We start from the raw sequence: 18,383 nt of genomic DNA, 5'->3' as shown, positions 1-18,383 counted from the left end.
GCGCGCTGCTACGCGTGTTTCTATGGACGGCAGTTCTACCCTGCGCCGTTACGATCGCCTTGGTCATCTGTTTTTCTATTCCGTTATCTGTTTCTTGCGGGCGGCGCTCTGCGGCGCCACGCCGGTGACGCGCGTCACCCCGACGCGCAATCGTTGAACCGCATGCATAATATCGCCAAAATTCTCTGTCTCAAAAACGAGGCCCCGCCGCTGCGCTCGACGCCGGACGCCGCATCGCCTCGGAGACACTCGTCCCATATGCGCTCGACAGCGCCCCCAAAGAGTCATGAACAAGCCGGTTTTGCCCTTGACGTACGAACAGCTCGATCACTGGATCGAGTCGTTGCAACCCGCGTTGCTGGCGGAGCGTTTTACGCTCGCGATCGGCATTCTGCGCGGCGGTGCGCCGCTTGCGTTGATGGTGTCGCATGCGGTCGGCACGCCGGTGGCGTTTTTGCGCTATGACCGGCAGTCGCGCACGGTGGCCTGGGATTCGACGCTGCCGATCCCGCCTGCGGGTTCGCGCGTGCTGTTATGCGAGGACATCGCCGGACGCGGTTTCACGCTGACGGACTGCATCGCGTTTCTGCAGCAACATGGGCTCGACGTCAGAACACTGACCGGCGCAGTGGACGACCTGAGCCGCGCGCAACCCGACTACGCGATCGACGCGCGCGGCTACTTCGCGCTGTTTCCGTGGGAGCGCCAGGCGTACACCGAGCGTTATCGCGACGACTGGGCGCGCGTCGAAGCCGGCGCCGCACCTGCAATGGCGGAAGACCACGAATACGCGACGTACGCGATCGACCTCGACGGCATTCTGCTGCCCGACGTGCCGCTCGCCCGCTACGATGAAGACCTGGCCGCCGCGCTTGAAGAACGCGACGCGCTGCTGCCGTTCGACGAGCTGCCGGATATCGATCTGCAACGCGTTCGCACGATCATCACCGGCCGGCCGGAACTGGACCGCGCGCGCACCGAGGTGTGGTTGAAGCGGCACGGTTTCGGGCATCTGCAACTGGTCATGCGCACGCCCGGCACGCACGACGAAAGTTCCGCCGGCGCCGCCGCTCATAAGGCGGCCGCCGCATTGCGCGGCGGCGTCACGCATTTTGTCGAGAGCGACCCGGTGCAGGCATTGTTGATCGCGCAACAAGCGCCGTTGCTGCGCGTGATCTGGTGGGACGCACAGATGCAAACCGGCATGCTGGTCGGTGCGCGCGCGTGGCACTGAACTAGCTGTCTTTCGCGTCTCGCGCTTCCTTGCCGTCGCGCAAGTGCAGATGCCGCGCGGCCCGCTGCGAGGCGACCATGATCAGCTTCATCGTCGCGCGTGTTGCGCCGACGAACAGCTTGCGCGCGATCCGCTCGTCGAATGTATCGAAGTCGACCTCGGTGAAAATCACGCACGGCGCCGCCTGCCCCTTGAAGCGATAGATCGACTCGAACAGCACGTCGCCTTCGCGATACTCCGGGTTGCCGAACAGATCGTATTTGCCGGTGAAACTGCGCAGCCGGTGCGGGCCGAGATGATCCAGCGCGCTCATCGCCGACCCTTCGCGGCCGCGAAACGACAGCACCACGATGTCCTGTTTGCGAAAGCCGAGCGACAACGCCTGCGTGATCGCGCGCTTGGTGGCGTCGATGCTGCCTTCGGCGGCGTTCGCTTCGTCGTAGACCGATAGCGAAATATCGGAGCCGTCGAACGGACTGCCCGACGCGAGCGCCGCCGCGACCGGCACCGAGCCGCCGACCACATCGCGCACATAGTCGAGAATGTCGCGCGGGCTGCGGTAGTTGGTGGTTTCCTTCAGCGTGGTCCAGCCGGGCAGCGCCACCGGTTCACGCATGTACAGATTCTGCAGCGGATCTTCGAGCCACCACCACGCGGCGCCGGGACGCAGCAGGCGTTCGAGCGCCGCGACCCACGGTTGCTGGAAGTCCTGACCTTCATCGACGATCAGCACGTCGAATTGCCAGCGCGCGTCGATAGGCGTGTCAGCGAACGTCGTTTCGAGCTGATTGAAGACGTCGCCGGCCTGGAAGTCCGGCTCGCGGCCCGCGTCGCGCGCAATCCAGTCGCACAGCTGGTGATAGTTCGCCACCTTCGCCTCGGGCGGCGCGACCCGCACGATGTGGTCCGCCAGCGGCCGGTTGAAGCACACGTACAAAGGCCGCTGCCCGCGCGCCACCGCGTCTTTCATGACCTGCACCGCGAGTTGCGTCTTGCCGGAGCCGGCCGTGCCGATCACCCGCAGGCGGAACGGCGCGAATTCGAGCCGCCGCGCCCAGGTGGCGAGACCGCCCGCGAGGCGCGTGACGAGCGTGCCGGCCTGGCCGACCAGCGCGCTCGCGTCGGGCGTGAGCGCGAGTTCGTCGGCGAGAAAATGGTGGATTTTCGGCGCGCAGGCAAGGCGTGCTTCGTCCACCGGCAACGCCTCGCGAATCACCGCCGCGAGCCGGTCCTTGCGCGTCGCGTCGACGATACGCGCGGGATTCACGCCGGCAATCGACGCGTCTTTGACGACATGATCCGGGCAGTACAGCAGTTCCTCGACGAAATAGGTGCCCGCGCCGAACGCCGCGGTGAGACGCCGGTGCAATCCCTCGACGGTGTGCGCGAGCGCGATCGCCACATTGCGCTCGGTCTGCAGATGCACCTTGACGAGCCCTTTCGACGTCTCGCGCAGAAACCCCGTTTTCTGTTCGACGATCATCACGCGCCCAGCGGGACTGACGATCACGAAGTCGGCCTCGCCGAACACCGAAAAATTCTGGTTCAGGCGCGTCCAGTGCACGCCGTGATAAACGGTGTAGTCATCGGACAGCGCTGTTTCCAGCAGCGCGAGGGTTTCGCGTTCGCGGGCCGCCGCGCCGGTGGCGGCGAGGCTCTTCCAGTCGTCGGGGACAATGCGGGCCATCCGGTGCCTCGTCGTATTCGGGAGCGGCCATTGTACGCAACGCGTGGGAATTGCCGAACGGCTTCACCCGCGCTCCGCAAAGGCGCGCGCATCGTGTATCGTTACCGGCTGAACGCCGCGCAGCCGGCGCGGCTTGCCAACTTTGCCAAGAAAAGGATTGACCGGATGATTACGATCTGGGGACGCACCAACTCGGTCAACGTCCAGAAGGTGTTGTGGTGTTGCGATGAACTGGTGCTGCCGTACGAGCGCATCGACGCGGGTCTGCAATTCGGCCGCAACAACGAGGCCGACTATCTCGCGATGAACCCGACCGGCAAGATTCCGACGCTGGTCGACGACGACTTCGTGCTGTGGGAATCGAACGCGATCCTGCGTTATCTGGTGCTGCAATACGGTGAAGCGAGCCTGCTGTATCCGGCCGAGCCGAAGGTCCGCGCGAGTGTCGATCGTTGGCTGGACTGGTCGCTGTCCACGCTGCAGCCCGCTGAGCGTCCGGTGTTCTGGGCGCTCGTGCGCACGCCGGCGGCCGAGCGCGACAACGCCAAACTCGCTACCGATTTCGCCGCGGTCACCGCGCTGTGGCGCACGCTGGACAACCATCTGCAGGCGCGCTTTTTCCTCGAAGGCGAGAAGTTCACGCTGGCCGATATCGTGATCGGCGCGTACGCGAAACGCTGGTTCGGGCTCGACGGCGTGGAGCGCCCGGCGCTGCCGAATCTGGAGCGCTGGTATTCGCGTCTTGCGACGCGCACGGGTTTCAAGAAGTACATTGATTTTCCGCTGACCTGAGCCGCGGCTGAGCTACGGAGCGTCGCTCGACAGCGAAGAGCCGGCCGACGTTGGCCGGCTCGCATCGCGTGAGCGCGCCGCCGGGCACATCGTGAGCACCCAGCACGGCGCGGCGCGCTGACCTTTATAATCGACGTATGAAGACCGCCAAGCCCGCCGCGCTCGCCGCCAAAGCCCCCTCCGCCGCCACTGCGCATGCCCATGAGCCGGGGCACACGCACGGCGCTTCGCAGGAAGCCGCGCTGACGCTCGCAGACGAATATTGCCGCGAACGCGGCGAAAAACTCACGCCGATTCGCCGCAAAGTGCTTGAATTGCTGCTGAATTCCGGCCGCGCCACCAAGGCCTATTCGTTGCTCGACGACATGCGCCAGATCCATCCGGGCTCGGCGCCGCCCACGGTGTACCGGGCGCTGGATTTCCTGCTGACCGCCGGGCTCGTGCATCGGATCGAATCGATCAACGCCTTCACGGTGTGCCACGATCTGACGCAGTGCCAGCACGGCATTCTCGTGGTCTGCCAGCAGTGCGGCAACGTGACCGAACTGCATCAGCCGAAACTGCGTCAGGCGCTCGTCGCGCAGATCGAAGACGCGGGCTACCGCCTCGCCAGCGATGAAATCGAATTGAAGGGATTGTGTTCCGCGTGCCAGGCGGTGGAAGCAGAAGCCGCGGCGAGTTCAGCGGCGGCTGTCGCCGCTAAATAGCACGGCCCTCCCGATCCACACGGACTTCGCGGCCGTCACGGCCGGAGGCACCGAAACGGCGCCGAAACGCCAACCGTCGATCAACCCGGCATGAACCTGTTTAGCCCGCCGCGCGCGCGTCGATCGCGTCGTGCAGCAGCGTCACGAGATCGTCGGGCAAAGCGGGTTTGGTCATGAAATGCTGGAAACCCTCGCCGATGCTGCGCAAGCGGTAGGCTTCGTCGGTATGACCCGTGAGCGCCACCGCCACCGCAGGCGCGTGATCGCCGCGAATCTCGTGATCGCGCAGCCGCTGGATCAGGTAGAAACCGTCCATGGCCGGCAAATCGAGGTCGCAGACCACGGCATCCGGCAACAGCCGCAAGGCCGCTTCGACGCCCTCTTCCGCATCCGCAACGGCGCAGACCTGCGCGCCTTCCGCTTCGAGTAACAAGGTCAACGACTCCCGGCTGTCCGGGTCGTCTTCGACGAGCACGATCGTGGCCTGATCGAGTCTCAATGCTCCGTTCATTTTCTGTTGTTGCTCTAAAAAACCGGTTAGGCCGTCAGATGTGGCCAATGTATCGTTCTGCTGCGTGCCGCCGATTTGCGCGGCTGCGGTGTCGCTGTTCATGGTTCCGACTCGATTTCGCGCGCCGAGTTTCACGCGGATCGACGATTGAAACATCGCGACCCCGCCAACTCGCGCGCACAGTAACGCGCCAAAATTGCACGCCAATGAAAAACCGGCTTTCGGCGCCGCTATTCCGGCAACCCGATGCCGACACTTCCGATCCGCCACCGCAACGCGTGCCAGTTCCATCAGCACGGCGTTCCCGGCACGGCGTCCGTTCCGCCATTCCTGTTCTTCTGCGGCGCCCCGCGCGCTTCCCGGCGCACGCGGCGTTCACTTTCACACGAGTGGTAGCACGTAGCGTGCCGCGACGGACCTGGGGGCTCACCCCGCAACGCACACAACCCACACAACACATCACTCCGTTTTCTGCGGTCCGATCCCTCGCACCAGCAGCGCGACCGCATGCCGCGCGATCTCCTCGCCGCCGATCTTGCTGCGCACAGGATCGTTGCGCCACATCTTCGACGCGGCCAGCGGCAGAATCGTCAATCCCAGCAACGTGACGAACACGAGCGCAGGCTCCAGTTCCGCGTTCAGACGCCCCTCCTCCTGCCAGCGCGCGATCGCCGCCAGAGAAGCCTTCTGGTGCGTGTTGCCGAAGCGCTCCTGCATGCGCTGACGCAGCAGGCCGCCGTCGCTGATCACTTCGCGCACCCACAGCGACGGGAACCACGGATGATCGGTCGCCACCTGCACGATCCGCCGCGCGAGTTGCGTGATCGCGGCGACCGGATCGTCGGGGTTTTCCTGAAACGGCACGCCGAGACCCACGCGCAACGGCGCGAAGCGTTCGTCGATGAGCACGTCGAGCAGTTGATCGCGGGTCTTGAAGTAGTAATGCATCATGGCCGGCGTGAAGCCCGCCTCGCGGGCAATTTCCCCGAGCGTGGTATCGACGATGCCCTGCCGCGCGAACAGCACGAGCGCCGCGTCGAGCAGGCGGCTGCGCTGCTCCGGGCCGCGCGCGGTGCCTGACGGACGGCCTGGGCGCCGCGCGGGCTGCGGCGCCCCCTTCGCTTCCTGCTTATCTGACGGAATCCTTGCCATTGCATTCAATTTGACGGCTGCTATGATGTCTCCTATATTAATCTCTAAGTTAATTAATTTCAATACAGCCCCATGGAACAACCCACTACCCTTCAATCCGCCGACCTGACGCCCAGCCCGGCGCCGGCGGGCACGCGAGCGGCCGATCATCCGCCGATCCGCCTGCTGTTTCCGGCACTGCTGCTGGTGATGCTGCTCGCGGCGCTCGATCAGACGATCGTCTCGACCGCGCTGCCGACCATCGTCGGCGAACTCGGCGGCCTCAACAATCTGTCGTGGGTGGTGACCGCCTACCTGCTCAGCTCGACCATCGTCGTGCCGTTGTACGGCAAATTCGGCGACCTGTTCGGCCGCAAGATCGTGCTGCAGACGGCGATCGTGGTGTTTCTGGTCGGCTCCGCGTTATGCGGCGTGGCGCAGAACATGACCCAACTGATCGTGTTGCGCGCGCTGCAGGGACTCGGCGGCGGCGGTCTGCTGGTCGTGACGATGGCCGCGATCGGCGACGTGATTCCGCCGGCCGAACGCGGCCGCTTTCAGGGCGTATTCGGCGGGGTGTTCGGTCTGGCGACGGTGATCGGACCGCTGCTCGGCGGCTTTCTCGTCGAGCACCTGTCGTGGCGCTGGATTTTCTACATCAACCTGCCACTCGGCATCATCTCGCTCGCCGTGATCGGCGCGGTCTTCAAGCCGCATGTGCGTCACGTGAAGCACACCATCGACTACATGGGTGCCGCGTTTCTCGCCGGTGCGCTCACCTGCATCATTCTGTTCACGAGCCAGGGCGGCACGATTCTGCCGTGGTCGTCGCCGCAATTGTGGTTCACGCTGGGCATCGGGCTGGTGTCGATCTGGGGCTTCATTCACGAAGAGCGCACCGCGGTCGAGCCGATCATGCCGCTCGAACTGTTCAAACAACGCACGTTTTTGCTGAGTAGCCTGATCGGCTTCGTCATCGGCGTCTCGCTGTTCGGTTCGGTAACGTTCCTGCCGCTCTATCTGCAGGTGGTCAAAAGCTCGACGCCCACGCAAGCCGGCATGCAGATGCTGCCGATGATGGGCGGCCTGTTCGTGATGTCGATGGTGACCGGCCGCATCATCAGCAAGATCGGCAAGTACCGCATCTTCCCGATCATGGGCACTCTCCTCGCGGCCGTCGCGATGACGTTGCTCGCCCGCCTGCAGATCGACACGCCGATTCATGTGATGTATATCGACATGGGCATTCTCGGCTGCGGTCTCGGCATGGTGATGCAGGTGCTGATTCTCGCCGTGCAGAACACGGTCGAGTTCAAACACATGGGCGTGGCCACATCGGGCGCGACGTTGTTCCGCTCGATCGGCGGCTCGATCGGGGTCGCCGCGTTCGGTGCGGTATTCTCGAACGGCCTCGCCGCGCGCCTCGAAAAATTGATGCCGCCCGACACCGAATTGCCGCACGCACTCGGGCCCGCCGTGATCCATCAATTGCCCACCGCATTGCGCGAAGATTATCTGCAGGCGTTTGCCGGCGCGTTGCATACGGTGTATCTGTCGGCGGCGTGCGTGGTGGTGCTGGCCTTCGCGTTGGCGTGGTTGCTGAAGGATCATCCGTTGCGCAAGCACTGATCTTCAGCGCGCTCCTAAAATGAAAAAACTACGCGCCCGTTCGTCCTGCCAACATGCACGGTATTTCGTCGTACCTACAAATGTTCGCTAACGCACACAGGATAGGTGCGAACGTCGATTGACGTGCCATTTAAAACGCCACATATTGCGAGCAGCGGCAGCGCAAGCGCGAGTTTGCGGCCCTAGACTCTCCGGCGCATGTGGATCGTGATTTCCGCGGATCTGGCTGCCGCTTCAATACGATCCGGAGCATGCCGTAACGGCATCGTTTTCCTCAGGTGGGTCCTCAGCATGGCCACCCAGACCGTCACCGGCCACAGTTTTCCGACACCGTGCAAACGCTGCGGCGGCGCACTGTACCGGCAAGTCGACTATTGCCCGTATTGCGGCGCGGTGCACCCGCTCGAAGGCGGTCCGCACAAGCGTGCCGTGATTCCCGGCAGCCGCGCGAGCGCAATGAATAAGGTGGTGCAGAAAAACGGTTTCGACCCGGCCGCATCGGCTGAACCGGATCTCGCCGCGCACAGCGCGAGCGCGAGCGGATCGCTGCCCGGCGAAGCCGCGATGCACACCCCGGCGATCGTGGCCACGCATCCGCCGGCGCCGCCGCTGACCGATTTGCCCGAGTCGAAGCGCAGCGCCGCGCTGCCCAATCGCCGAACCACTTTACTCATCGTCGGCGTGCTTGTCGTCATCGGCCTGGTGGCTGGCGCGTATGCACTATTCGGCGACAATCGCGATTCGCAAAACGGCGGCAACGATCAAAGCGCCGACGCAACGCAGGACGCCAGAACCACAACCGGCACGATCGCGCCTTATACGCCGCAACCGGCCAAACCGGCCCAACCGAGCGCCGCGAACACGCCCGCCGCACCAGGCGCCAACGTCCGATCCACCCAGATCTTTCCGACCGCACCGGCTGCGCAGCCGCTCGCCGCGGCGCCCGTCAAACCGGCGCCGCAGTTCCGCGACGCCACGCAAGCCGTGCAGGCGGCGCGCCTCGCCTTCCGCGCCAACGACCTGTCGACGGCACAAGCCGCGCTCGGCGCCGCGCAAACGCTGCAGCCGGGCAACGCCGACGCCCAGGATCTCGCGACCGAATTGCGCCCGCTGACCGCGCGCCGCGACGCCGCCTTGCAGGCAGCGCAAACCTGCGTCGCTCAACAGTCCTGGCCTTGCGCGCGTCAGCATGCCAACGAGGCGCTCACCATCGACACCGGCAACGACACGGCGAAGATCATCCTTGAGCGCGTGATTCGGGAGACCGGCTGGGCGCCGCTGAATTCGCACGCTGCGACCGCTACCCAGTAACGAATCGTTGGGATACCGAAAGACACGGTGGACTTCACTGCCACCCTTCACTGCCAGGCAGTCGCTGGATCGCGCCGCTCTGAGCGGCAACAGACGGACACGACCCGCGCGATGCAGCGATCATGCCAGGGCAAACCGGCTCAATGGTGCTTCACGCGCGCCGACGCGGGAAGCGGGACGAATCTGACCGATAGGTAGAGAGACCATGCTGAAGAGACTTCTGGCGGGATGGCTGGGGCTGGCGCTGCTGGTCATGTCTTCTCTGGTTTGCGCGGAGCCCACGCACTACAAGATCGTCACCGGTCCGGAGCGCGGCACGTATATCCAGATCGGTCAGGATCTGTCGAAATGGGTGGCGCAGCCGGCGGGCATCGACCTGGAAGTGATGGCGTCGAAGGGTTCGGCCGAGAACGTGCAGCGCATGCGCTTCGAGTCCGGCGTGAAGCTCGCGCTGGTGCAGTCCGACGTGTATCAGGCGTACCTCGACATGGCCAACGCGGGCAATGCCGACGCCGGCACCGCGATCCGGCCGCTGCGCCTCATCATGCCGCTCTACGACGAAGAAATTAACGTCGTGGTGCGGGCGGATTCGCCGATGAAAACCTTCGCCGACATCAAGGACAAAACCATCAGCGTCGGCCTGCTCGGCAGCGGCACCGCGCAATCGGCCACCACGCTCTATCACCTGATGTTCGGCCAGCCGATTCCCGAGCAGAACATCCAGCACCTGAGCAACGAAGACGCGCTGGCCGCGCTGATCGTCAAGAAAGTGGATGTGGCGATCATCGTGGTCGGACAGCCGGCGAAACTGTTCAACGACATGAATCCCGAGTTGCTGAACCAGCTCCGCCTGCTGCGCGCCGATCCCGCCGCGCCGGAGACCGCGCGCGCCAAACAGACCTACTTCCCCGCGACGATCCGCGCCAGCAGCTACCCGAACTGGATTAAAGAAGATACGCCCACGCTGACCGTCAAGGCGTTTCTCGTCACCTACGACTACGGGCTGCGCGATACCGTCGTCAATCTGAACCGCTTCGCCGATTCGCTGTGCGCGAACTTCGACAATCTGCAGGAACACGGGCATCCCAAGTGGAAGCAGGTGAAGCTCGAACTGCCCACCCTCGTGCGCGGATGGAAATACTACGCGCCGGTCGAGAAGCATTTGCGCGCGTGTCTCACCAACAAGAGCGCGGCGATGAACGCGGCGGCGACGCAGGCCGTGCAGAAACCGCGCTCTACCTGCACGGATCAGGAGCGCCTGCTTCTGCTGTGCAAGTAGCGGGCTGGGCGAAACGAAACGCAGCGGCGCGGCGCGCACGCGAATCAGGCGAGCGCTTGCTGCCGGGAAACGGACGTGGCTTCCATCGCGCGTTGCAGCACTTCGTAGACCTTCGGGCGATTGCACTGTGACACGTTAAAGCGCAAAAACCCGGCCGCCGATTGGGACGCGCTGAACACATTGCCCGGCGCGAACACCACCCCCGCCTCCAGCGCATGACGCGCGATATCGGCCGCGTCGAGCGCATCGGGCAGACGCGCCCACGCAAACATGCCGGCGCGTGGCCGGGTCCAGATATCGAGGCCCGCGTAGCCGAGCCGCCGGATCGTCTCGCCCATCGCATCGGCAAGCTTCGCACGCATCGACTCCAGATGACGCCGGTACGTTCCGTCCACCAGCAACCGGTGCACGACGCTCGCGTTGAGTTGGCCATTCCCGAACGAGGTAGCCAGCTTCAGATCGATCAACGATTCCACCCATTCGGGGCGCGCGGCGATGTAGCCGCAACGCGCCGCCGCGGACAGCGTCTTCGAAAAACTGCCGATCGACACCACCCGCGCGAGCCCGTCGAACGCGGCAAGCCGCGGCGCGGCTTCGTCTTCGAAATCGGCGAAGATGTCGTCCTCGACGATCAGCAGATCGTGTTCGCCCGCCAGCTTCAGCACCCGGTGCGCGACGGCCGGCGCCAGCGTCGCGCCGGTTGGATTGTGGATCGCCGAATTGGTCACATAGAGCCGCGGGCGATGCTCGATCAGCGCCCGCTCGAACGCCGCCAGATCGGGACCGGACGGCGTATAAGGCACGCCGACGATCCGCGCACGGTGCGCGCGCAACAATGCCTGGAAGTTGAAGTAGCACGGGTCGTCGATCAGCACGGTGTCGCCCGGTTCGAGCAGGAACCGGCACACCAGATCGAGCGAGTGCGTGCCGCTGTCGGTCAGTACGATCTGCTCCGGCGGCGCGTCGACGCCATGCTGCGCGAGCCGCCACGCCAGTTGCTGACGCAGCGCCGGCAGGCCGTACGGACTGGCGTATTCGGCCAGCGGCGCCTGCGGATCGCGCGCCACGGCCCGCAACGCGCGGCGCACGCCGTCTTCCGGCAACCAGGACGGCGGCATCCAGCCGCAACCCGGCTTCAGTACCTTCGCACCCGCTTGCAACGACTGACGCGTGAGCCACAGCGGATCGACCTCGCGATCGAGACGCGGCCCGAGATCGGCGAGCGCGAGCGGCGGCGCGTGACCCGACACGAAAAACCCCGAGCCGCGCCGCGCGACGATCGCGCCTTCCGCGACCAGCCGGTCGTAGGCCTCCACCACCGTCGACTTCGACACGCCGAGCGTTTCCGTCATCGCGCGGATCGACGGCACGCGCGCGCCCGGCATCAGCGAGCGGCTCGCAATACGCTCGCGCAGACTGTCCATCACCGTGCCGACACGCGTGCCCGAGGCCGCACGGTTACTCTCGCTTTCCGCCATCTGTACTGCTCCACAGTAAGTACAGTTTGTACGAATTGTACTGATGCGTAGCTTACCCTTTACGGCGCAAAAGCGGATGCTATGTCCTTCATTCGCCTTTGCACGGATACTTTCGATGGACAAGACAACCAACGGCTGGCTAAGCGGCATGATCGGCGTGCTGATCTTCAGCGGCTCGCTGCCGGCCACCCGCATCGCCGTGCAAGGTCTCGACCCGGTGTTCCTGACCGTTGCCCGCGCGACCATTGCGGGTACGCTCGGTCTGCTGTTATTGCTGGTGTTCCGCCAGTCCCGCCCCGCACGTCGCGATCTGATTCCGCTGGTGGTCGTCGCGCTCGGCGTGGTGGTCGGCTTTCCGTTGCTGACGGCGCTCGCGCTGCGTCACGTGAACGCGGCGCATGCAGTGGTGTTCGTCGGCCTGCTGCCGCTCGCTACCGCGATCTTCGGCGTGCTGCGCGGCGGCGAGCGTCCGCAGCCGGCGTTCTGGGTCTTCTCCGCGCTCGGTAGCAGCGCGGTGGTGGCATTCGCGTTGCGTCACGGCATCGACGCGTCGCCGGTCGGCGATGCGCTGATGCTGGCCGCGATCATCGTCTGCGGGCTAGGCTATGCCGAAGGCGCGCGCCTGTCGCGCCACCTCGGCGGCTGGCAGGTGATTTCCTGGGCGCTGGTGCTGTCGTTGCCGCTGATGCTGCCGCTCGCGTGGTGGACGCGGCCCGCGTCGTTCAACGGCGTCAGTCACGCCGCGCTGTGGGGCCTCGCGTATGTGTCGCTGTTCAGCATGCTGATCGGTTTCGTGTTCTGGTATCGCGGCCTCGCGCTCGGCGGCATTGCCGGCGTCGGTCAGCTGCAACTGCTGCAGCCGTTCTTCGGCCTGCTGCTGGCCGGCTTGCTGTTGCATGAAGAGGTCCCGCTCGCGATGATCCTCGTCACCGTCGTGGTGGTGGCCTGCGTGGCGGGCGCCCGGCGCTTCGCGCGAGCTGCGCCGGCGCGGCCCGCGGTCTGACGGGAGCCCCCGCGAATCGACGCAATGCGATGCCGGCGGCCGGTCGACTATGTCATCATTCCGGCGACCGACCCACCACCGCCTTGCGCCGCAACCACGATGCCGACCGCTTTTACCCAAACCGTCGAAGCCCGCTTTGCCGAACTCACGCCGACCTCCAAACGCGTCGCCAGTTATATGCTGGCCAATCTCGACCGGCTCGGCCTCGAAACCGCCGATCAGATCGCCCAGCAAGCCGGCACCAGCGGCATTTCGGTGGGCGCTTTCTGCGCAGCATCGGCTATCAGAACCTCGACGATCTGAAACGCGAACTGCGCGGCGCGCAGGAGCGTCCGTGGCTGATCACCGACCGGCTCGACGCGTTCCGCCGCGGCGCCGGCCAGCACGACGAAGCCGCGCCGCACACGAGTAGTCCTGCAACGCCGAACCCGGCGCTCGCCCATTCGCTCGAACTCGAAGTCGGCGCGATCCAGCATGTCTACCAGCTCGCGCAATCACCCGCCTTCGCGCGGGTCGCCGATCGCATCGCAACCGCTGACGCCGTCTACATTCTCGGCATTCAATCCACGCGCGGTATCAGCAACGCGTTCTATAGCTACCTCGAATATCTGCGCCCGCGCGTGTTCTATTCCGACGGCATGTCGGGCTCGTATGTCGATTCGCTGAACTCGGATTTCAAATCGCCGTATCTGATCGTCACCGACACGCGCGCCTATTCGAAGGTCGCGCGCCGCTATTGCGAAGCGGCCACGCGACGCGGTTTGCCGTTCGCGCTGGTCACCGATATCTATTGTCCGTGGGCGCGCGAATTCGACGGCGACCTGCTGCAGGTGAAAACCGATGTCGGTCAGTTCTGGGATTCGCTCGCGCCGCTCACGTGCCTGTTCAATCTGCTGATTTCGGCGATCGTCGAACGGCTCGGGCCGGGTATCGACGAGCGCGTCGCCCGTAACCGCGAACTGCAAAGCGAATTCGACCAGTTCGATCTTTGACGTGTTCGGCGTATTGGCGCGTATTCGCGGGTATTCGCGCGTGTTGCGGTCAATCAACCGACCCGACCGAATCGACCGGTCCGTTGCAAACCGGGTATCCTCTGCGGCTCGTTCCGAAGGAGGATTCATGAAATTGTCGCTTTGCCTCGTCGCCGCGTTGACGCTGTCCGCCGGCGCGTACGCTCAAACCTCGCAAACTTTCCGCTTCGGCGAAGGCCAGAGCTCGTTGCCGGCCGGTAACGACCATGGCGCCGCCGCGCAATCCAGGACCAGCCCGAAGCACAAGACTCAACATCAGAAGCGTCATCGTGGCCATGTGAAACAGCCGGACACGTACTCGCATAACTGACGGTTATCGCCACACGTATAGCGGCCATACGCGATCGCGATTTTTGACTCGCTTCAAATCCGCGCGCGCGGCGGGCATAGTCAAACGTATTACATTCCAACGGCCACGACAGGAACTCGTATGAGCACCACCCGCCCCGCGCCCTCCACGCCTGCCGCATCGGATGCGACCGCGCCGCCGAATGCACCATTGAACGCACCGCTGATTCGCGACGCCACCGAAGCCGATCTGCCCGCGATTCAGGCGATCTACGCGCACCATGTACTGACCGGCGTCGCCTCGTTCGAAGAAACGCCGCCTTCCGTCGACGATCTGCGCACGCGGCTCACGTCGGTGCGCAGTCACGGGCTGCCGTATATGGTTGCCGAGATCGACGGCGAAGTCGCCGGCTATTGCTACGCGACGCCTTACCGGCCGCGCGCCGCATATCGCAACACGATCGAAGATTCGATCTATGTGAACGACGCGTATCGCGGCCGAGGCCTCGGTCGCATCCTGCTCGAAGCGCTGATCGAGCGCTGCGAAACCGGGCCATGGCGTCAGATGGTCGCCGTGATCGCCGACGGCGGCAGCGGCGGCTCGTTGTCGCTGCATACGCAGTTGGGATTCGAATTGACCGGCACATTGAAGGCGGTCGGCTTCAAGCATGGCCGCTGGCTCGATACCACGCTGATGCAGCGCAAGCTCGGCGTGGGCGATTCGACGGCGCCGGACGACGTCGCGTAGGGGCAGCTGAAGCGCTCGCGTCGCCTTGTCACTGGACGCATGGCATCGCTGCGCCTAATTTCGAGGTGACTCGCGGCGCCAACGAGAAGCAGCGCGCGCGAGGGTCGATTTCCGCTTCAAAGGAATCGACGTGACCTCGACATTCAGGAGCGCGCCGTGCCCCATCTCCCTTTTTTATGCCAGCATCCGATGCGCTCGACGCCCAGCGTCGACGCACGTCGTTCACGCTTCGCGGCGGCTCTCGTGTTTTTGCTGCTGATGTGCCTGCTGGCTGCGGCGGGAAACAGCGTCGCGTCCACGGTAACGGACTTCGACGGCGCGGTCGCTCGTGGATTGCCGGTCGGGTTACGCGGCGAGCTGCCGGCTCAGAGCGCCGCGCGTACCGATGCGACGCGCGCCGCCGCGATCATGCATGTCGACACGCGCATGCCGGTCAAGCTGATTTATTCGGACGATAGCGAGGCCGCGCTGTACCGCGGCAAGGTCGACGGCTATCCGGCGATCTTTACCCGCTACGCGGACCGCCTGGATATTTTTGTCAACGCGGCGCCCCACTCCGACGCGTACACCATCAGCTACGCCACCCCAAAACCCCACCCCGAGATACGCGTTCTCACGCAGCCGGCCACGAGCGAAACCGTTCGCGACATCGTGCTTGCACCGATTGAAACCACACCGGAATCGACTACCGGCGACCGTCCGAAGGCGAGGAGCGGCATTCGCGACACCCTTGAATGGTATTTCGTCATCTTCGTTCACGACGACGCCAAAAACGTCGCGCTCAACGATCACCTGAGCTGGTGGATTGGGCTCATTGAAGCCTTGCTGCCTGCTGGGCGCACCATGACCGTCGATATTCGCCGCAACCTTCCCGGCATCACCGACTTTGCCTATGCGGGCGACGACCCCAGCAGGAAACTCCTCGAGTGGCTGGCACTCGTGCGCGCCCAGATCCCGCAGGAGATCGACGTCGATAGCAAATTCCTCCTCTTCACGCACAATCTGATAAGCAGCAGCACGGCAGGAATAGCCCTGCAGGGCGGCGACTACGGCATTGCAAGTGCTAGCAGCCGTCAAACTCTCGCCCACGAATTCGGCCACATGCTGAGCGCAACCCATGAAAACGCCGAAGTCCGATACAACGGCTGGTGGTGCGAAACGATCATGCTCGCGGCGCCGGTCGATTTACGATCCAATTGCTATGACTACTCCGACGCCAATGAAAAACTGATTCGATCCTACCTGGAGTAAGCGTCGCCACAAACGCGCGCCGCTCGCTCCCATCACGCGCCATCACGCGCCATGACACAACATGACGCACTGCCACGCTGGCGGCCGCGCCGACGGCCGCGTTAAAATCCGCCCATGCCCAACACGCCGCCCTCCGTCCCGCCCTCGCCCGCCGACGCCAACGTCGCGGCCAGCCCAGCGCCGCGCAACGAATACACCGTCGACGAACTCGCGCGCGTCACCGACACCACGGTGCGCAACGTGCGCGCCTATCAGGACCGGGGCCTGCTCGCGCCGCCGGAAAAGCGCGGCCGGGTCGGCGTGTACGACGACACCCACGTGTCGCGTCTGAAGCTGATCAATCACCTGCTGACTCGCGGCTACACGCTGGCGAACATTCAAGACCTGATCATGGCCGTCGACGAAGGCCACGATCTGCGTTCGATCCTCGGTCTGGAAACCGCGATCGGCGGCCGCTGGTCGCGTGAGCGTCCGAAGAAATACTCGCTGATCGAACTGCTGCAAATGTTCGGCGACAAGGCCACGCCGAGCGCGCTCGGCAAAGCGGTCGAACTCGGTCTGCTGGAACGTCACGGCCTCTCGTTCGTGTCGGGCAATCCCACGGCGCTGGCCGCCGGCGCCACCATGGCGAAGGAAGGCATTCCGCTCGCCGATCTGCTCGACGCCGTCGGCATCGCCCGGCCGCATTTTCAGGCGGTCGCCAAAGCGCTGGTGGATCTGGTGGTCCACCAACTGGATCGCTACGACGCCGACGCGTTGCCGCCGCCCGCCGACGTGCCCGCGCTGGTCGACGCGATCTGGCGCGTGCGGCCGCTCGCCATGGTGCTGGTGGAAAGCGAAATGAACCGCGCGCTCGAAGACGCCTCCGGCGACTACCTCGGCGACCGCGTCGCGGCGATCATGGAAAAGAAGCTGGGCCATCCCGCCGACGGCGCCGCTGGGAAAGCGGACAAGCCGAAAAAGTAACTGCACGCCGCACGTCACACGCTATGTGCGGCCTCACCACCTCGGTGCCTCGCGCGTCATATTCAAATCTCCATTGCTTCGTTGGTAGCGCGCCGCGTCCATGCGACGATCCTTGACCGTCGCCGCGACGTGTTTCCCAGCGCTTGCGCGTCCCTGCACGTCACGTCACCTGCTGTCAGATGACTCGCGTGCGCGCGGACCACGCTGACGACGCACGGCCGGCGACATCACAATCGCAAGACATGGAGATTCGCCGCATGCCCCGTCACGCCCGTTTTCCGCTTCACGTCGCCGCCGCGTTGCTGACGGCATTCACCACCTTCACCACCTTTAACGCCGCCGCGCAGCCGGTCGGCAACGACACCGCCAGGGTCCTGCGCATCGGCTACCAGAAGTCCGGCCTGCTCGCGATACTGAAAGCCCAGGGCTCGCTCGACGAACGGCTCAAGCCGCTCGGCTACAGCATCAAGTGGTTCGAATTTCCGGCGGGGCCGCAACTGCTCGAAGCGCTGAACTCGAACAGCGTCGACTTCGGCTATACCGGCGCGCCACCGCCGGTGTTCGCACAGGCCGGCGGCGTGCGCTTCGTCTATGTCGGCGCGGAGCCGTCCGGCGAGCACGCGGAAGCGATTCTGGTGAGAAGCGATTCGACGCTGCGCAACGTTGCCGATCTCAAAGGCAAACGGGTCGCGCTGCAGAAAGGATCAAGCTCGAACTACCTGCTGCTCGAAGCGCTGAAAAAAGCCGGCCTGCGTTACGAAGACGTTCGTCCGGTCTACCTGGCCCCCGCCGACGCGCGCGCGGCGTTCGAAAGCGGCAGCGTCGATGCGTGGGTAATCTGGGACCCGTACTACGCGTCCGCGCAGCAGGCGTTGAAGGCGCGCACGCTGGCGGACTACGCGGGTCTCAACGGCCCCTACAACTTCTACGAAACCACCCGCGACTTCGCCCAGCAGCACCCCGAGGTGGTCGGCGCGATTCTCGGGCAATTGCGCGCGGCCAGCCTGTGGGTCAACGCGCATCCGGTGGAAACCGCCGCGCTGATCGCGCCGAAGGTCGGCCTCGATCAGAAGCTGGTCGAAACCTGGGTGCGCCGCTATCCGTACGGCACCACGGTCGTCACCGACGACATCGTCCGCTCGCAGCAAGGCGTCGCGGATGCCTTCTACGGCGCTCACCTGATCCCGCAAAAAATCGTCGTGAAGGACGCCGTCTGGCAGAACCCCGTTGCCACGGCGGCGCTCGCGGCGAAATAGACCCATCGAGCGCGGCGTGCGGCCGCTCCTAGAGCCGGACATCTAACCGGCTTCTTGCGTCATCCGTTACCAGCCTCTATT

At 64.7% G+C, this 18,383-nt stretch carries 16 protein-coding genes and 1 pseudogene; 13 read left to right on the top strand and 4 right to left on the bottom strand.

Annotated features, from left to right (window positions below; all coding sequences use genetic code 11):
- The first annotated feature begins 286 nt into the window (after positions 1-286).
- A complete protein-coding gene (locus tag FA94_RS25975) occupies positions 287-1,234 on the top strand; it encodes a phosphoribosyltransferase (RefSeq protein WP_035556590.1) in 948 nt (315 codons plus the stop codon).
- Between the two features lies 1 nt (position 1,235).
- Here the strand turns inward: FA94_RS25975 and FA94_RS25970 are convergent, their stop codons facing one another.
- Complete coding sequence (locus tag FA94_RS25970) at positions 1,236-2,921, bottom strand: ATP-binding domain-containing protein (protein ID WP_035556588.1); 1,686 nt, start codon at positions 2,919-2,921, stop codon at positions 1,236-1,238.
- A gap of 165 nt (positions 2,922-3,086) precedes the next feature.
- On the opposite strand from FA94_RS25970, the gene FA94_RS25965 reads away from it, so the two are divergent.
- Together FA94_RS25965 and FA94_RS25960 are read left to right on the top strand one after the other, a co-directional pair.
- Complete coding sequence (locus tag FA94_RS25965; protein ID WP_035563049.1) at positions 3,087-3,713, top strand: glutathione S-transferase family protein; 627 nt, start codon at positions 3,087-3,089, stop codon at positions 3,711-3,713.
- Positions 3,714-3,850: 137 nt separating this feature from the next.
- Positions 3,851-4,420 (top strand): Fur family transcriptional regulator, encoded by a 570-nt coding sequence (locus FA94_RS25960; protein ID WP_035556585.1) that lies wholly within the window; start codon positions 3,851-3,853, stop codon positions 4,418-4,420.
- 100 nt (positions 4,421-4,520) lie between these two features.
- Here FA94_RS25960 and FA94_RS25955 read toward each other — a convergent pair whose 3' ends face one another.
- Positions 4,521-5,033, bottom strand: coding sequence for a response regulator (locus FA94_RS25955; RefSeq protein WP_035563046.1), 513 nt, complete (start codon positions 5,031-5,033; stop codon positions 4,521-4,523).
- Positions 5,034-5,390: 357 nt separating this feature from the next.
- Positions 5,391-6,083 carry a TetR/AcrR family transcriptional regulator gene (locus tag FA94_RS25950; protein ID WP_051980747.1) on the bottom strand — a complete coding sequence of 231 codons (693 nt, stop codon included), beginning with the start codon at positions 6,081-6,083 and terminating at the stop codon, positions 5,391-5,393.
- A gap of 72 nt (positions 6,084-6,155) precedes the next feature.
- Here FA94_RS25950 and FA94_RS25945 point away from each other — a divergent pair, with 72 nt between their 5' ends.
- From FA94_RS25945 to FA94_RS25935, 3 genes are all read left to right on the top strand, one after another.
- Positions 6,156-7,691: an MDR family MFS transporter gene (locus FA94_RS25945; RefSeq protein ID WP_035556583.1), complete on the top strand. Its 1,536-nt coding sequence runs from the start codon at positions 6,156-6,158 to the stop codon at positions 7,689-7,691.
- Positions 7,692-7,982: 291 nt separating this feature from the next.
- Entirely contained in the window at positions 7,983-9,002 is a 1,020-nt protein-coding gene (locus tag FA94_RS25940) for a hypothetical protein (RefSeq protein WP_035556579.1), read from the top strand.
- A gap of 205 nt (positions 9,003-9,207) precedes the next feature.
- Positions 9,208-10,281, top strand: a complete 1,074-nt coding sequence (locus FA94_RS25935; protein ID WP_035556576.1) for a TAXI family TRAP transporter solute-binding subunit — start codon at positions 9,208-9,210, stop codon at positions 10,279-10,281.
- 44 nt (positions 10,282-10,325) lie between these two features.
- On the opposite strand, the gene FA94_RS25930 is transcribed toward FA94_RS25935, so the two are convergent.
- Positions 10,326-11,759: an aminotransferase-like domain-containing protein gene (locus tag FA94_RS25930; protein WP_035556575.1), complete on the bottom strand. Its 1,434-nt coding sequence runs from the start codon at positions 11,757-11,759 to the stop codon at positions 10,326-10,328.
- Between the two features lie 115 nt (positions 11,760-11,874).
- Here FA94_RS25930 and FA94_RS25925 point away from each other — a divergent pair, with 115 nt between their 5' ends.
- The 7 genes and pseudogenes from FA94_RS25925 to FA94_RS25895 all read left to right on the top strand — a co-directional run bounded on the left by FA94_RS25925 (position 11,875) and on the right by FA94_RS25895 (position 18,302).
- A complete protein-coding gene (locus FA94_RS25925; RefSeq protein ID WP_035556573.1) occupies positions 11,875-12,762 on the top strand; it encodes a DMT family transporter in 888 nt (295 codons plus the stop codon).
- Positions 12,763-12,861: 99 nt separating this feature from the next.
- A pseudogene (sapR, locus tag FA94_RS25920) lies at positions 12,862-13,754 on the top strand (sap1 transcriptional regulator SapR).
- A 127-nt stretch (positions 13,755-13,881) separates the two neighbouring features.
- The gene (locus tag FA94_RS25915; RefSeq protein WP_035556570.1) at positions 13,882-14,103 is read left to right on the top strand and encodes a hypothetical protein; all 222 of its coding nucleotides are present in this window, start codon (positions 13,882-13,884) and stop codon (positions 14,101-14,103) included.
- 120 nt (positions 14,104-14,223) lie between these two features.
- Positions 14,224-14,829 (top strand): GNAT family N-acetyltransferase, encoded by a 606-nt coding sequence (locus FA94_RS25910; protein WP_035556568.1) that lies wholly within the window; start codon positions 14,224-14,226, stop codon positions 14,827-14,829.
- A 156-nt stretch (positions 14,830-14,985) separates the two neighbouring features.
- Positions 14,986-16,080, top strand: coding sequence for a zinc metalloprotease (locus FA94_RS37390; RefSeq protein WP_156126706.1), 1,095 nt, complete (start codon positions 14,986-14,988; stop codon positions 16,078-16,080).
- A 114-nt stretch (positions 16,081-16,194) separates the two neighbouring features.
- The gene (locus FA94_RS25900) at positions 16,195-17,046 is read left to right on the top strand and encodes a MerR family transcriptional regulator (protein WP_035556565.1); all 852 of its coding nucleotides are present in this window, start codon (positions 16,195-16,197) and stop codon (positions 17,044-17,046) included.
- A 257-nt stretch (positions 17,047-17,303) separates the two neighbouring features.
- Positions 17,304-18,302, top strand: coding sequence for a sulfonate ABC transporter substrate-binding protein (locus tag FA94_RS25895; RefSeq protein ID WP_035556563.1), 999 nt, complete (start codon positions 17,304-17,306; stop codon positions 18,300-18,302).
- The last annotated feature ends 81 nt before the right edge of the window (positions 18,303-18,383 follow it).

The sequence above is a fragment of the Burkholderia sp. 9120 genome (assembly GCF_000745015.1).
Classification (GTDB): Bacteria; Pseudomonadota; Gammaproteobacteria; order Burkholderiales; family Burkholderiaceae; genus Paraburkholderia.
The sequence above is the reverse complement of the archived record's forward strand: the minus strand, read 5'-3'. Positions and strand labels throughout refer to the sequence as shown.

What these genes read in the sequence shown, in the direction of transcription:
- FA94_RS25895 (WP_035556563.1), top strand. Translation starts at nt 17,304, where the DNA reads ATGCCCCGTCACGCCCGTTTTCCGCTTCACGTCGCCGCCGCGTTGCTG.
- FA94_RS25945 (WP_035556583.1), top strand. Translation starts at nt 6,156, where the DNA reads ATGGAACAACCCACTACCCTTCAATCCGCCGACCTGACGCCCAGCCCG.
- FA94_RS25930 (WP_035556575.1), bottom strand. Translation starts at nt 11,759, where the DNA reads ATGGCGGAAAGCGAGAGTAACCGTGCGGCCTCGGGCACGCGTGTCGGC.
- FA94_RS25965 (WP_035563049.1), top strand. Translation starts at nt 3,087, where the DNA reads ATGATTACGATCTGGGGACGCACCAACTCGGTCAACGTCCAGAAGGTG.
- FA94_RS25950 (WP_051980747.1), bottom strand. Translation starts at nt 6,083, where the DNA reads ATGGCAAGGATTCCGTCAGATAAGCAGGAAGCGAAGGGGGCGCCGCAG.
- FA94_RS25900 (WP_035556565.1), top strand. Translation starts at nt 16,195, where the DNA reads ATGCCCAACACGCCGCCCTCCGTCCCGCCCTCGCCCGCCGACGCCAAC.
- FA94_RS25940 (WP_035556579.1), top strand. Translation starts at nt 7,983, where the DNA reads ATGGCCACCCAGACCGTCACCGGCCACAGTTTTCCGACACCGTGCAAA.
- FA94_RS25915 (WP_035556570.1), top strand. Translation starts at nt 13,882, where the DNA reads ATGAAATTGTCGCTTTGCCTCGTCGCCGCGTTGACGCTGTCCGCCGGC.
- FA94_RS25970 (WP_035556588.1), bottom strand. Translation starts at nt 2,921, where the DNA reads ATGGCCCGCATTGTCCCCGACGACTGGAAGAGCCTCGCCGCCACCGGC.
- FA94_RS25955 (WP_035563046.1), bottom strand. Translation starts at nt 5,033, where the DNA reads ATGAACAGCGACACCGCAGCCGCGCAAATCGGCGGCACGCAGCAGAAC.
- FA94_RS25975 (WP_035556590.1), top strand. Translation starts at nt 287, where the DNA reads ATGAACAAGCCGGTTTTGCCCTTGACGTACGAACAGCTCGATCACTGG.
- FA94_RS25910 (WP_035556568.1), top strand. Translation starts at nt 14,224, where the DNA reads ATGAGCACCACCCGCCCCGCGCCCTCCACGCCTGCCGCATCGGATGCG.
- FA94_RS25960 (WP_035556585.1), top strand. Translation starts at nt 3,851, where the DNA reads ATGAAGACCGCCAAGCCCGCCGCGCTCGCCGCCAAAGCCCCCTCCGCC.
- FA94_RS25935 (WP_035556576.1), top strand. Translation starts at nt 9,208, where the DNA reads ATGCTGAAGAGACTTCTGGCGGGATGGCTGGGGCTGGCGCTGCTGGTC.
- FA94_RS25925 (WP_035556573.1), top strand. Translation starts at nt 11,875, where the DNA reads ATGGACAAGACAACCAACGGCTGGCTAAGCGGCATGATCGGCGTGCTG.